The following is a 13,622-nucleotide window of genomic DNA, read 5'->3' on the forward strand; positions in this document are numbered from 1 at the left end:
CTCTAATTTTTCAGGCAGGTGATTATGATGAAAAGCATCATTAAAGAAAAATACGGCATCCACGTCAGACAGCTCTCCGTTTATCAGAAATACCAATGCTTCCAGACGCCAAATTCCTTCTTTCTTATTATTCCCGTCTCCGGGTTTTCGCAATCAGAGCTGACGGAGCTTTACTACATGAGTCAGTATTTACAAGAACAAAGTGACCCATACGTTTCAGTGTTTATCTTTACGAAGGAAGGAGAACTGACCTTTGAGGACGAAGGCAAAACGTATGCGCTCTTAAAAGCGCCGATTCCCGTCTCAAACCGGTCGTTTTCTGTCGGAGGGGAGCTTGCCGAATTTCACAGAAAAGGGCGGGGTTTTCCGTACGAAGTGAAAGAAGCGGGCAGGATCGGCCAATGGAAGGACTTATGGGGAAAACGGGTGGATCAGCTGGAATCATTCTGGATGCAGAAAATTCATATGTCTCCGCTTGAACCGTTCGAAAAGAAAATGATCGAAGCATTTCCTTATTATTCAGGTTTAGCGGAAAACGCCATTCAATATTTAGTGGATACGGAGTTGGATGACAATCCCGGCGCAGAAGACTCGGGGACAATCTGCCATCAGCGGATGGAACGGGATACCTGGTCGGAGGAATCATTGATCCGCATTCCGGGCGATTGGGTATTCGACCATGCCGCCCGTGATATTGCGGAATATATGCGCAGCACATATTTGTATCATCGTGACGACCTGCTCAAAGATGGGTTTTTGTTTCTGCAGGAATATGAGCAAGTTACGCCGTTATCCTCCTTTTCCAAGCGCCTGTTTTACAGCCGCCTGCTGTTTCCGCTCCATTTCTTCGAGACGGTGGAGAGCTATTACATTTCTCATGATTCTGAAAAACAGTTTTACGAAGAGCAGCTTGACTACATTCTTGCCGACTGCACCCGCTATGAACAGTTTTTACAGACATGTCACGACATGATGAATGTCAGGTCGGCGCAGGTTTTTGTCCCGCCTGTGGCGTGGCTCGGAAAAGGAATCAGTTCGTAAGAAAATATGACGTAAAAATATTTAGAAAATAGGGAATCTTGTCATATCAGTGTGTTAAGCGTTTTCATAGCTGTAGAAACAATATTCAGCCGCTTGTCAAAACAAATGCGGGCTTATATAATATTTGTAACTTAAATGTCTGTGAAGGGTTAACAATTGTCCTTTTCTAGTGGACAAAAGGAAGAAAGGTGGAGTTTCTCTTTGGAAGCGATTCGTATTGGACTGTTAGGACTGGGAACCGTGGGAAGCGGTGTCGTCAAAATTATACAAGATCATCAGGATAAGCTTATGCACCAGGTCGGCTGTCCGGTGACGATCAAAAAAGTGCTAGTTAAAGATATTGATAAAAAACGAGACGCAGACCTGCCGAAAGAAGTGCTGACGACAGAAGTCTATGATGTAATCGATGACCCTGAGGTCGACGTGATTATTGAAGTCATCGGCGGTGTCGAACAGACGAAGCAATATCTTCTTGACGCCTTGAAAGCGAAAAAACATGTTGTGACCGCAAATAAAGATCTGATCGCCGTATATGGCTCAGAGCTTTTAGCCGCCGCAAAGGAAAATGGCTGTGACTTGTATTATGAAGCGAGTGTCGCCGGCGGAATCCCGATTTTACGCACGCTCGAAGAAGGCCTTTCCTCTGACCGGATCACAAAAATGATGGGAATCGTCAACGGAACGACGAACTTCATCTTAACGAAAATGATTAAAGAAAAAAGCCCGTATGAGGAAGTGCTGAAAGAAGCGCAGGATCTCGGATTCGCGGAAGCGGACCCGACCGCCGATGTAGAAGGGCTCGATGCCGCGCGCAAGATGGCGATTTTAGCCCGTCTCGGCTTCTCTATGGACGTTGATCTGGACGATGTCAAAGTAAAAGGAATTTCCCGGATCACGGATGAAGACATCAGCTTCAGCAAACGGCTCGGCTATACGATGAAGCTGATCGGCATCGCCCAGCGTGATGACAATAAAATCGAAGTCAGCGTTCAGCCGACACTGCTTCCGGATCATCATCCGCTCTCTGCGGTGCATAACGAGTTCAATGCCGTTTACGTGTACGGAGAAGCCGTCGGCGAAACGATGTTTTACGGCCCCGGAGCCGGAAGCATGCCGACTGCGACATCGGTCGTTTCCGATCTGGTCGCGGTCATGAAAAACATGCGTCTCGGCGTAAACGGAAACAGCTTTGTCGCCCCGCAGTTTGAAAGAAATCTGAAGCAGCCGTCTGATATCTATGCCCAGCAGTTTTTAAGAATTCACGTCAAAGACCAGGTCGGCTCTTTTTCAAAAATCACATCGGCCTTCTCAGAGCGCGGCGTAAGCTTTGAAAAAATTCTGCAGCTGCCGATCAAAGGCCACGACGACCTCGCGGAAATCGTCATCGTCACGCATCATACATCGGAAGAAGATTTCAGTGACATTCTGCAAAACTTAAATGACCTCGAAGTCGTACAAGAAGTAAAAAGCACATATCGCGTAGAAGGGAACGGTTGGAGCTAATGTGGAAAGGACTTATCCATCAATATAAAGAATTTCTGCCGGTGACGGATCGGACGCCGGCCCTGACATTACATGAAGGCAACACGCCGCTGATTCACCTGCCGAAGCTTTCTGAAAAGCTCGGAATTGAACTGCATGTGAAAACAGAGGGCGTTAATCCGACGGGGTCCTTTAAGGACCGCGGCATGGTCATGGCGGTCGCCAAAGCGAAAGAAGAAGGCAATGATACCATCATGTGCGCCTCTACAGGCAACACATCCGCCGCGGCTGCGGCATACGCGGCGAGAGCCGGCATGAAATGCATCGTCATCATCCCGGACGGAAAAATCGCCTTCGGAAAACTTGCGCAGGCCGTCATGTACGGTGCGGAAATCATTGCGATTGACGGAAACTTTGACGACGCGCTGGCCATCGTCCGGTCAATTTGCGAAAAATCACCGATTGCATTAGTGAATTCAGTAAACCCTTACCGGATTGAAGGGCAAAAAACAGCGGCCTTTGAAGTATGCGAACAGCTTGGCGGAGCGCCGGACATTCTGGCGATCCCGGTAGGAAACGCGGGGAATATCACGGCCTACTGGAAAGGGTTCAAAGAATACCATGAGAAAAACGGCACCGGACTTCCGAAGATGCGCGGTTTTGAGGCGGAAGGTTCTGCGGCTATCGTCCGCGGCGAAGTCATTAAAAATCCAGAAACCGTTGCGACGGCAATCCGAATCGGGAATCCCGCCAGCTGGGACAAAGCGGTGCTCGCTGCGGAAGAATCAGCCGGAAAAATTGATGAAGTCACAGATGAAGAAATTCTTCACGCTTATCAGCTGATTGCCCGTGAAGAAGGCGTGTTTGCCGAACCGGGCTCCTGTGCATCCATCGCCGGCGTTTTGAAACAGGTAAAATCCGGTGAAATTCCAAAAGGCAGCAAGGTTGTCGCAGTTTTGACCGGAAACGGCCTGAAAGATCCGAACACGGCTGTAGACGTATCTGACATAAAACCGATCACGCTGCCGACAGATGAGGACAGTATTCTGGAATACTTAAATGGAGCGGCGCGTGTATGAATGAGGCGGAGATGCTGTTTTCCATTACGGTTCCGGGAAGCACCGCCAACTTAGGGCCTGGGTTTGATTCCGTCGGGATGGCGCTCAGCAGATATTTGAAGCTTTCGGTTTTCCGAAACGATGAATGGCAGTTCTCGGCGGAAACCGAAACTGTCGCGGGCATCCCTCAAGGAACGGACAACCTCATCTATCAAGTCGCCAAACGGACGGCTGACCGCTATCAGAAAGAGCTGCCGCCCGCCCATGTCAAAGTGTGGAGTGACATCCCCCTTGCGCGGGGTCTCGGAAGCAGCGCGGCCGCTATCGTCGCCGCCATTGAGCTTGCGGATGAGTTATGCGGCCTGCAGCTGTCGGAAAGTGACAAGCTGCACTTAGCCAGTCTTGAAGAGGGGCACCCTGATAATGCCGCTGCTTCCCTTGCAGGAGGGCTTGTGATCGGCCTTCACGAAGAAGATGAAACACATATCGTGCGTGTTGCCGAAGCGGATATCGACGTTGTGGCAGTGATTCCGTTTTACGAAGTTCTGACCAGGGACGCAAGAGACGTGCTCCCGAAAGAGCTGCCGTACCGGCACGCCGTTAAAGCAAGCGCCGTCAGCAACCTTCTCGTTGCTGCGATCATGTCAAATGACTGGGCGCTCGCCGGGAAAATGATGAGAAAAGACATGCTCCATCAGCCGTACCGCGCCATGCTTGTTCCTGAGCTTTCAAAGGTGGAACATGCGGCCGAAATGAAAGGCGCTTACGGAACGGCGCTGAGCGGAGCGGGACCGACGATTCTTGTCCTGATTGAAAAAGGAAAGGGAGAAGAGCTGAGAAAACAGCTTTCTGAGCATTTCCCGCACTGTGAGATTGCGGCGCTTACCGTCCCGTCAGAAGGAAGCGTAATTGAACGGAATCCTTTAGAGCAGGTGAAAAGTGTATAATGATAAAAAAGCGTTCTTCCCATCAGAGAAGGACGCTTTCTTTTTCTGGAGAAGGATTTTTATTTAGGGAAGCGAAATAAAAAAGAAAAGGAGGAGAAACGATTTGAAAAAACTCATAACCGAGGAGGACATTGCGTCACTCGTATCCGTGACAGACCCGCAATATGCCCCTGACGGCAGAAGAGCCGCTTACGTCCGGACAACAGTCAATCATAAGCGTGATTCCTATTCCTCAGCCATTATGGTATATGACACAGAATCAGGCATCTCAAACCCGTGGACTTTCGGGGACAATAGAAATACAAGTCCGCGGTGGTCGCCTGACGGACGGCGCCTCGCCTTTGTTTCTGACAGGGAGAACGGCGTCCCTCAGCTGTACATCATCGACGCTGCCGGCGGAGAGGCGGAACAGGCGGCCGATATTCCTTGGGGCGTATCAGATCCGATATGGGCGCCCGACGGCAGATCCGTGCTTGTGTCCGTCAGTCTGACATCAGCGGAGCGCGCCGATGAGAAAGAAAAAAAGAAGCATGACGAGTATGAGCCGGTTGACATTCAGTCATTAACATATAAACGTGACGGGAAAGGCCTGCTGAACGGAAGCTGGGCCCAGCTTGTGCTGATTCATCTTGAAACGGGGGAGATTCAGCAGCTGACGGATCATGAAGCGGATCATTATGGCGCGGCCTTTTCACCGGATGGCAGGCAGCTTGCGTTTACCGCCAATTTATGCGAGCCGGGTGACGCCGGAAAGCCAAGCGATGTCTATCTGATGAATCTGGCGGACGGAAGCCTGAAGCAGATTACGCCGCACCGCGGTTCTTTCGGTTCCTGCGTGTTTTCATCGGACGGTTCTTATATCGCGATGCTGGGCCATGAAAATGAATTTCGCAATGCGACTTTAGAAAAAGCGTGGCTGTACGACGTGAAAACTGAGCGGCTCACCTGCCTGACCGACATGCTGGATGTTCATTTGAGCGATGCGCTGATTGCGGATTCAATCATAGGGGGAGTGACGCCCCGGCCGGTATGGACAAACGACGGGCAGGGATTTTACGTTCTCGGGAGCGAGCAGGGAAGCACCGGTATTTATTATATCTCGATTGACGGCCTCGTATATCCGATCCGATTAGAAGAAGAGTATGTGAACGGTTTTGCTTTTCATCCTGATCAGAAAAGCTGTATCGCTGTCATTGCCAAACCCGCACAGCCTTCCGAGCTTTACAGCATTTCGCTCGAAGATGGGGAAGAGAAGCAATTGACATCCGACAATGATCGGTTTATTGAGGAGCGCATCATATCCGTGCCGGAAAAGCTGCAATATGAAACAAAGGACGGGCTGACGGTAAACGGCTGGTTTTTAAAGCCCGCCGTTTTTGAAGAGGATCAAACTTATCCGCTCATTCTATACATACACGGCGGGCCTCACATGATGTACGGCCATACGTATTTTCACGAATTCCAAGTGCTGGCCGCACAAGGATATGCTGTCGTGTATGTCAACCCGAGAGGAAGCCATGGCTACGGACAGGATTTTGTCAATCGTGTCAGGGGTGATTACGGAGGCGGAGATTACCGTGATGTCATGCAGGCGGTGGATGAAGCCGTTCAGGCGTATCCGTTTATTGACAGCGGCCGTCTCGGTGTGACGGGCGGAAGCTACGGAGGGTTTATGACGAATTGGATTGTCGGGCAGACAGGCCGTTTTAAAGCAGCCGTCACGCAGCGCTCCATTTCAAATTGGTTCAGCTTCCACGGTGTCAGCGATATCGGTTTCTTTTTTACCGACTGGCAGCTCGGACATGATTTGTTTGAGGAAGCGGATAAGCTTTGGGATCGTTCTCCTGTAAAATATGCGTCCCGCGTTTCGACGCCGCTTTTGATTCTGCACGGTGAGCGAGATGACCGCTGTCCGATAGAGCAGGCCGAGCAGCTTTTTACCGCGTTGAAGAAACTGAACAAAACGACGTCGTTCATCCGATTTCCGAAAGCCACGCATGAGCTGTCGAGAAGCGGCCATCCGGAACAGCGGATGAAACGCATCCGTTATATTTGTTCATGGTTTGATGACTATTTGTAATAAATAAAAAACCAGGCTGTCATGCAGCCTGGTTTTATGATTAAAATACTTGTTCTACTTCAACGACACCCGGTACTTCTTCAAGAAGGGCGCGTTCGATTCCGGCTTTCAGCGTAATCGTTGAACTTGGGCAGCTGCCGCATGCGCCAAGGAGGCGAAGCTTTACAATGCCTTCGTCTACATCAACAAGCTCACAGTCACCGCCGTCACGAAGCAGAAACGGACGTAATTTATCCAATACTTCCTGTACTTGCTCTTTCATTTCAACCTCAGTCATGAGATTCGCTCCTTTCATATACATAAAACCATTATATTCACAGTAACGGTAAAAATCTAATGTTTGGTTTGCAAAGCTGCTTTCTCCATTATAGCATATTTAAACTTGAACATAAAAACCGTTTTTTATACAAAAGCTGCCCCGTCCTTTGTATACTGGTGTAAAGGGGATGATGTACATGACAAAGCCGGTTACGCTCAGTGTTTACGGCGCTGAAACGCTTTGCGCAAGCTGCGTGAATATGCCGAGCGCCAAAGATACGTTTGAATGGCTGGAGGCGGCGCTGAAACGGAAATACCCGGAGCAGCCTTTTAACATGCGGTATATTGATATTGACGCACCGCCTCAGCAAAAGGAGACAGAAGAGCTTGCGGAGCGCATCAGAAACGATGAATTTTCCTATCCGCTCGTGCTGGTGGAGGATGTCATTGTGGGGGAAGGGAATCCGCATTTAAAAGATATATATGAAGAAATGGAAAAGCGCGGCTATGTGGCAGGCTCTTAAAAATGGCCGCTGATCGCAATCAGCGGCTTTTTTCTTATCAGCCGTTATGATGCTTGTACATCCATAAAAGGCCTGATTTTAATAAACGGGGCACACGCCCGATGAGCGGACGGTCGTTGACAAGACCGAAGCCCGCTTTTTTTCCGAGTGAACCGAGAACGCCTTTCAGCTTAAATTGCGGCATTGTTTCCGGCAGCTCTTCATTGTTCCAGCGTTTCAGGAGGATCTGCACAATTTGTTCCGCTTGTGCTTCAGCCAGCTGGGCGCTCGGCGCATGCGGCAGGCTCGCGCAATCACCGACGACGTAAACATGCTCATCGCCCGGAAGATTGTGGTGCGGTGTTAAAACGATGCGGCCCTGCGGATCTTTTTCAGCGTCCATTTCTCTGACGGCTTTATTCGGCTGAATTCCCGCCGTCCACACGATGGCATCGGCCGGTATTCCTTCATCATGATTATAAACGATCCCGTCTTCCACTTTTGTAATATTCGCATTATTGATAATGGTGACGCCGTGTTCTTCAAACCATTTCTGAACGTACTTGCTGAGTCTTTTCGGAAAGCTTGATAAAATCAGGTCGCCCCGGTCAAATAACATAATCTTCAGATCGTCACGGCTCTCTCTTAATTCACTGGCAAGCTCCACGCCGCTTAATCCCGCTCCGACGATAGCGACAGATGCATTGGCGCCGAGGTTGTTCAGCTTTTGATAGGCCTCGCGTGACTGATCAATGGTCTGAATGCTGTAAGTATGTTCCGGCGCGCCGGGCACGTTATGATACTTATCCTCGCAGCCCAGTCCGATCACCGCGTCATCGTAAGAAATCGGTTCGCGGTCATGAAACAGAACCTGTTTGTTTTTCGTGTCGACGGAAGCCACCTCACCGTATTGAACATCCAGATTCGGATGCTCAGGAAAAGACACCCTGATATGATGATCAGAAATCGTGCCGGCAGCGAGCGCATAATATTCTGTTTTTAAGCAGTGATACGGGTTTCTGTCAATCAGCGTGATGGATATATCTGACGGAAGCTGGTTCGGCAGTAAGCGGTGCAGCACCCGCATGTTTCCGTAACCCCCGCCGATCAAGACCAATTTTTTCATAATGATTCCCCTTTTGCCCGAAAAATATGGTAGTCAATGTTGTTACAAAATAACGAACTATGTAAAATAACATCTAGAATTATATCGAATTTGATCTAAAACCACAATAATAGTTTTAAAATAACCTACAAATTGACCACAAAACACGTAATAGTAAAACCTTTAACCTGAATTAATATGTTACGATAACATTGAGCGTGAAACCGGATCTTTGACGAATAGAGGAAATTCCGTTAGGATAAGGTACATATGTGAGGTGAAACCGCATGAATCCGATGATTGAATTCTGTGTCAGCAATTTAGCGCGCGGTTCCCAGGAAGCACTTGAGATCTTAGAGAAGGATCCGAACTTGGACGTGCTTGAATACGGCTGTTTAAGCTATTGCGGAAAATGCATGGAGTCCCTGTTTGCCCTAGTTAACGGCGAAGTGGTCACGGGAGGCACGCCTGCTGAACTGGTTGACAACATATATACATTCATAGAAGAAAATCCGATGTTTTAATCAGAGGCTCCGAACGGGGTCTCTTTTTTATTGCGCCCCGGGTTTTGGCAAAATAAAAAATTTGTAGACAGCAAAAATAAATATTGTTATCTTAATAAAGACTTTTTTTAAATAAAATTTTAGAGGTGGATTCATTGAATATCGTTTGGGGGCTGCTCGGGGCAGTTGCTATATTAGCCATTGCTTTTTTGTTATCAGAGAAGAAAAGCAAAATTAACCTGCGAACCGTCATTGTCGGTTTATGTTTACAAATGGCCTTCGGATTCATCGTATTAAAGTGGGACGCCGGCCGGGCCGTATTTTTATGGTTCTCAAGCCGTGTGCAGCTTCTCATTGATTATGCGAACGAAGGCATCAGCTTTATTTTTGGCCCGCTGTTAAAAGTGGGCAGTAGCCCGGCTTTTGCGCTGAGCGTTCTGCCGGTCATTATCTTTTTCTCAGCGCTGATTGCCGTTTTGTATCACTTGAAAATCATGCAGCTCATCTTTCGCGTCATCGGAGGCGGACTGTCAAAACTTCTTGGGACAAGCAGAACGGAATCGCTTGCGGCGGCTGCGAATATTTTTGTCGGACAGTCTGAATCACCGCTTGCCATTAAACCGCTGATTGCGGGATTGACCCGTTCCGAGCTGTTTACGATTATGACGAGCGGCCTTTCGGCTGTAGCGGGTTCGACGCTTTTCGGTTACGCCCTGTTAGGCATTCCGATTGAATACCTGCTGGCGGCCAGCTTTATGGCGGCTCCCGCCGGTCTCGTGTTCGGAAAAATGTTAATACCTGAAACGGAAAAAACGCAGACGATAAAAGGCGATTTTAATATGGACGAAGAAGGCGAAGGCGCCGCTAATGTGATTGATGCAGCGGCAAAAGGCGCGTCAACGGGCCTTCAGATTGCTCTAAATGTCGGCGCCATGCTGCTTGCGTTTGTCGCGCTCATCGCCGTAGTGAACGGAATTCTCGGCGGAATCGGCGGCTGGTTCGGTTTCAAACATATTACATTAGAATCCATTCTCGGTTACGTGTTTTCACCGATCGCATTTGTAATCGGCGTTCCTTGGCATGAAGCGCTCGGAGCGGGAAGCTATATCGGACAGAAACTTGTTCTGAATGAGTTTGTCGCTTATTCAAACTTCGGTCCGCATATTGCGGACTTTTCTAAAAAAACGTCTACGATTATCAGCTTTGCGCTGTGCGGATTTGCCAACTTCTCTTCGATTGCGATTATGCTCGGCACACTGGGCGGATTGGCCCCAAGCCGCCGTTCGGACATTGCGCGCCTCGGATTAAGAGCGGTTATTGCGGGAACACTCGCAAACCTTCTCAGCGCGGCGATTGCCGGCATGTTTATTTAGTAAACGATAAAAGCTCCCTGCATATGCAGGGAGCTTTTATGTATGAAAAACGGGGGATATTTGTATTGTGTCCGAGCAGAAGAGCTTTTATACTAAGTAAAAGAAAAAAAGTTGGAGGCCGATATGAATTCATTCCGTTTTACCAAGATGCACGGTCTTGGAAACAGTTATATATATGTAAATCAATTTGAAGAACAGCTGCCGGAAGAACGGCTGGCTGAGATTGCCGTTAAAGTGTCCAGCATTCACACGGGCATCGGCTCTGACGGAATGATCCTCATCTGTCCGTCAGAAAAAGCGCCCGTCAAAATGCGGATTTTTAATAATGACGGCTCAGAAGGGAAAAATTGCGGCAACGGCCTTCGCTGTGTGGCAAAGTACGCATACGAACATAAGCTGACAGAAGAAACGTCCTTTTTCATTGAGACGCTTTCAGGTCTTGTGAAAGCAGACATTACAGAGGACAACGGGATTGTGCGTGAAGTCGCCGTCGATATGGGCGAACCGCGCCTCACCAAAAAAGAGCTGCCGATGCTCGGCAATGAAGATGAACGGACGATCGATGAAACCTTTGTTTTTGGAGAAACGGAGCTTTCCGGAACAGCCGTATCAATGGGAAACCCCCATATTGTTTTTCCGGTTGCGGATATCAATCAAGCGCCTCTTACAACGCTCGGTCCCGTCATTGAAAAAGACCCGAGATTTCCGGAAGGCGTCAATGTCGAATTTGTGGAAACCGTCAGCGCCGATGAACTTCATTTCCGCGTATGGGAACGCGGCTCCGGCATTACACAGGCTTGCGGAACAGGCGCCTGTGCGGCGGCTGTCGCATCCGTATTGAACGGTGTTTCCGAACGAAACCGGGATATCACCGTTCATTTAGCGGGAGGCGACCTTGTGATTAATTGGCAGGATAACGGGCACGTGCTGATGACGGGACCCGCCGAAACCGTATGCAGCGGCGTCTTTTATTTGTAAACAGCTCGTTTGAGAAATACTCTCCTCAAGGTTTATAATAGATATCAGCATTGTTTTTAAAAAAGGAGGTCTACCTATGAGTGTTCCAGTAACCATCACTGAAGCAGCGGCTTTGCATATAAAAGATATGATGAAAGAGCATGAAGAAGAAAACGCGTTCCTCCGTGTGGGCGTAAAAGGCGGCGGCTGCAGCGGCCTGTCTTACGGAATGGGATTTGAGCATGAAAAAGGCGAAAAAGACAGCATGTTTGAACAGCACGGAATCACCGTCTTGGTCGACAGCGAAAGCCTCGATATCATGACCGGCACGATCATTGACTTCAAACAGTCCATGATGGGCGGCGGTTTCACCATTGACAACCCGAACGCCATCGCTTCCTGCGGCTGCGGTTCATCTTTCCGCACGGCCAAAAACGCCGGTACGCCGGAAGAGTGCTAAGGGTCAACCCGCCATTCTTAGGATGAAAAAATATGACGTCTTTCTTTTCGATGGCGCTTGCACCATTGTTAAGAAAGGCGTTTTTATTATGGGTATAAACCAAAAACGGGGGAGAGTTGCGGGCGTTTTCAAGAGAAAGTTGTTACTCAGTGAAGCAATAGAAATTATTTTGAGCGAAAAAAGGTCGGGAGAACTGCGTGAAGTGATTAATAAAAAAATCGCACGTTTTCTAATATTGTAAATTATATCCAATTAATGCAGTGTGGTTGATACATAGAAGAAATATAAGAATGTTGCAAATGGTATATGTAATGTAAACATGATAACGAAGAGCTTTACGGGCACTTGCGCATGAATACGTAGGTGTCCGTGTTACATAACGAACAGGTGTTGTGGAAAATCGTAGGTGTCTGGTATAATTTTACTATAAATAGGGGAGGTGTGGAATTTTGGAGAAGATTACTGTTAAAGTGCTCATGTATTTGAGCGTTATTTGTGTAATAGCGGGGATTATTGCGGGTTTCGTAATATATGATAGGGACGTAGCAGAAGATGCAAAAACGAGTAAGAAGGTAAGCGAGGAGCTATACGATAATTCTGTCGCGCAAGCGCAATATAAAACGGACAAAGCATTAGCGAACAGTATGCAGTTTTCCGTATTCTTTAGCGTCTTGGCCGGTGTAGTATCCGGCGCCATCCTTTTCGGGCTAGCAATTATTATCCGAATCTTAGATGAAGCGAATAGTAGAGCGTATGATTCAGCGAGTGATCTACGATTAATAAAAAACGTTATTCAGGAACAAACCGCGAAATAAAAAGCAGCCCGAGTGCAGGTAGATCATTTATCGTAACTGAAGTAAACGCCATCGCTTCCTGCGGCTGCGGTTCATCTTTTCGCACGGCCAAAAACGCCGGTACGCCGGAAGAGTGCTAAGGGTCAACCCGCCATTCTTAGGATGAAAAAATAAGACGTCTTTCTTTTCGATGGCGCTTGCACCATTGTTAAGAAAGGCGTTTATCTGTTTAATAAAAGGAAAACCCGCTCAACAGAAGCGGGTTTTCCTTTTTCAAAGATGTTATTCAATTGTATGTTTCATTGCATTGTACATATTTGCCGTATGTTCATCGGCTTTATCCCGTGACATGCGCAGCCGTTCCGCTGAAGAACCATATCCGATTTCTAGTTTGCCCTCTTTCAGTCCTTTAAAAATCCCATCAGCGAATTCATCCAGCGGTTCTCCTTGAGTATGCAGCCCTGCTCCGCCTAAATCTGTATTCACCGCCGGAGGCGCAACTTCAATCACTTCTACAGATGAATCAGAAAGCTGATGTCTCAGACTCATTGTAAATGAATGAAGCGCCGCTTTCGTTGCTGAATAGATCGGTGCAATGGCAAGCGGTGTAAAAGCCAATCCCGAAGAGACGTTAATGACAGCCGCATCTTCTTTTCCGGCAAAAAACGGAGCGAACAGCATAGACAGGTGGAAGGGAGCTTCAATGTTCGTTGTGATTTCTTTATTGAAATAGTCCCAATTGTCCTTCGCATCCGCTTTCAGCACATGAAAACGTTGTTGAATCCCCGCGTTGTTTACTAACACATTCACTTCCGGATAATTTTCTTTCACCCAATCAAACAGTGATATACGTTCAGATGGAATGCTCAAATCACTGACATATGTAATAAGATCCGGGAATGTTTCCTTTGCTTTTTGAAGAGCGTGCTCACGCCGTCCGGTCACAATGACTTTATTTCCCGCTTTTAAAAACCGTTCTGCGAAAGCCAATCCTATTCCGGCATTTCCGCCTGTAATCAGTATTGTATTTCCCGTCAGTTTCATATTAACTCCTCTTTTCC

At 48.0% G+C, this 13,622-nt stretch carries 14 protein-coding genes and 1 pseudogene; 12 read left to right on the plus strand and 3 right to left on the minus strand.

Going from position 1 to position 13,622, the window contains the following annotated elements; genetic code table 11:
* Positions 1-24 precede the first annotated feature (24 nt).
* The 5 genes from cotNH (at position 25) to AR442_RS10245 (ending at position 6,608) form a co-directional block, all read left to right on the plus strand.
* Positions 25-1,041, plus strand: a complete 1,017-nt coding sequence (gene cotNH / locus AR442_RS10225) for a spore coat-associated protein CotNH (RefSeq protein WP_029973819.1) — start codon at positions 25-27, stop codon at positions 1,039-1,041.
* A gap of 201 nt (positions 1,042-1,242) precedes the next feature.
* On the plus strand, positions 1,243-2,544 hold the full coding sequence (locus tag AR442_RS10230; protein WP_007613551.1) for a homoserine dehydrogenase: 1,302 nt from the start codon (positions 1,243-1,245) through the stop codon (positions 2,542-2,544).
* Complete coding sequence (gene thrC / locus AR442_RS10235) at positions 2,544-3,602, plus strand: threonine synthase (protein ID WP_014721762.1); 1,059 nt, start codon at positions 2,544-2,546, stop codon at positions 3,600-3,602. The genes AR442_RS10230 and thrC overlap by 1 nt, the downstream gene beginning before the upstream one ends.
* Positions 3,599-4,528 (plus strand): homoserine kinase, encoded by a 930-nt coding sequence (gene thrB, locus AR442_RS10240; RefSeq protein WP_014418794.1) that lies wholly within the window; start codon positions 3,599-3,601, stop codon positions 4,526-4,528. Before thrC ends, thrB begins: the two co-directional genes overlap by 4 nt.
* Positions 4,529-4,631: 103 nt before the next feature.
* Entirely contained in the window at positions 4,632-6,608 is a 1,977-nt protein-coding gene (locus tag AR442_RS10245; RefSeq protein WP_014418793.1) for a S9 family peptidase, read from the plus strand.
* A 40-nt stretch (positions 6,609-6,648) separates the two neighbouring features.
* Here the strand turns inward: AR442_RS10245 and AR442_RS10250 are convergent, their stop codons facing one another.
* Positions 6,649-6,984 (minus strand): NifU family protein, encoded by a 336-nt coding sequence (locus tag AR442_RS10250; RefSeq protein WP_169510385.1) that lies wholly within the window; start codon positions 6,982-6,984, stop codon positions 6,649-6,651.
* A 79-nt stretch (positions 6,985-7,063) separates the two neighbouring features.
* Between AR442_RS10250 and AR442_RS10255 the strand changes: the two genes are divergently transcribed.
* Positions 7,064-7,390 (plus strand): YuzD family protein, encoded by a 327-nt coding sequence (locus tag AR442_RS10255; RefSeq protein ID WP_014418792.1) that lies wholly within the window; start codon positions 7,064-7,066, stop codon positions 7,388-7,390.
* A gap of 37 nt (positions 7,391-7,427) precedes the next feature.
* Here AR442_RS10255 and AR442_RS10260 read toward each other — a convergent pair whose 3' ends face one another.
* Positions 7,428-8,495, minus strand: a complete 1,068-nt coding sequence (locus tag AR442_RS10260; protein ID WP_014418791.1) for an NAD(P)/FAD-dependent oxidoreductase — start codon at positions 8,493-8,495, stop codon at positions 7,428-7,430.
* Between the two features lie 266 nt (positions 8,496-8,761).
* On the opposite strand from AR442_RS10260, the gene AR442_RS10265 reads away from it, so the two are divergent.
* The 6 genes and pseudogenes from AR442_RS10265 to AR442_RS21090 all read left to right on the plus strand — a co-directional run.
* Positions 8,762-8,998 carry a YuzB family protein gene (locus AR442_RS10265; RefSeq protein WP_007408721.1) on the plus strand — a complete coding sequence of 79 codons (237 nt, stop codon included), beginning with the start codon at positions 8,762-8,764 and terminating at the stop codon, positions 8,996-8,998.
* Positions 8,999-9,132: 134 nt separating this feature from the next.
* Complete coding sequence (locus AR442_RS10270) at positions 9,133-10,350, plus strand: NupC/NupG family nucleoside CNT transporter (RefSeq protein WP_024085753.1); 1,218 nt, start codon at positions 9,133-9,135, stop codon at positions 10,348-10,350.
* A gap of 123 nt (positions 10,351-10,473) precedes the next feature.
* On the plus strand, positions 10,474-11,328 hold the full coding sequence (dapF, locus tag AR442_RS10275) for a diaminopimelate epimerase (RefSeq protein ID WP_014418790.1): 855 nt from the start codon (positions 10,474-10,476) through the stop codon (positions 11,326-11,328).
* Positions 11,329-11,404: 76 nt separating this feature from the next.
* Entirely contained in the window at positions 11,405-11,767 is a 363-nt protein-coding gene (locus AR442_RS10280; protein ID WP_003151967.1) for a HesB/IscA family protein, read from the plus strand.
* A gap of 449 nt (positions 11,768-12,216) precedes the next feature.
* Positions 12,217-12,582: a hypothetical protein gene (locus tag AR442_RS10290; RefSeq protein WP_032863915.1), complete on the plus strand. Its 366-nt coding sequence runs from the start codon at positions 12,217-12,219 to the stop codon at positions 12,580-12,582.
* A pseudogene (locus tag AR442_RS21090) lies at positions 12,561-12,701 on the plus strand (iron-sulfur cluster assembly accessory protein); the annotation flags it as partial. The gene AR442_RS10290 and the pseudogene AR442_RS21090, both read left to right, overlap by 22 nt.
* A 142-nt stretch (positions 12,702-12,843) precedes the next feature.
* Here AR442_RS21090 and AR442_RS10295 read toward each other — a convergent pair.
* Complete coding sequence (locus AR442_RS10295; protein WP_015387769.1) at positions 12,844-13,605, minus strand: SDR family oxidoreductase; 762 nt, start codon at positions 13,603-13,605, stop codon at positions 12,844-12,846.
* Positions 13,606-13,622: the final 17 nt, after the last annotated feature.

Origin of the sequence: Bacillus velezensis (genome assembly GCF_001461825.1) — a bacterium.
Lineage (GTDB): Bacteria > Bacillota > Bacilli > Bacillales > Bacillaceae > Bacillus > Bacillus velezensis.

Coding starts and splice junctions, on each gene's coding strand:
- AR442_RS10260 (WP_014418791.1), bottom strand. CDS start 8,495: ATGAAAAAATTGGTCTTGATCGGCGGGGGTTACGGAAACATGCGGGTG.
- AR442_RS10295 (WP_015387769.1), bottom strand. CDS start 13,605: ATGAAACTGACGGGAAATACAATACTGATTACAGGCGGAAATGCCGGA.
- AR442_RS10255 (WP_014418792.1), top strand. CDS start 7,064: ATGACAAAGCCGGTTACGCTCAGTGTTTACGGCGCTGAAACGCTTTGC.
- cotNH (WP_029973819.1), top strand. CDS start 25: ATGATGAAAAGCATCATTAAAGAAAAATACGGCATCCACGTCAGACAG.
- thrC (WP_014721762.1), top strand. CDS start 2,544: ATGTGGAAAGGACTTATCCATCAATATAAAGAATTTCTGCCGGTGACG.
- AR442_RS10265 (WP_007408721.1), top strand. CDS start 8,762: ATGAATCCGATGATTGAATTCTGTGTCAGCAATTTAGCGCGCGGTTCC.
- thrB (WP_014418794.1), top strand. CDS start 3,599: ATGAATGAGGCGGAGATGCTGTTTTCCATTACGGTTCCGGGAAGCACC.
- dapF (WP_014418790.1), top strand. CDS start 10,474: ATGAATTCATTCCGTTTTACCAAGATGCACGGTCTTGGAAACAGTTAT.
- AR442_RS10280 (WP_003151967.1), top strand. CDS start 11,405: ATGAGTGTTCCAGTAACCATCACTGAAGCAGCGGCTTTGCATATAAAA.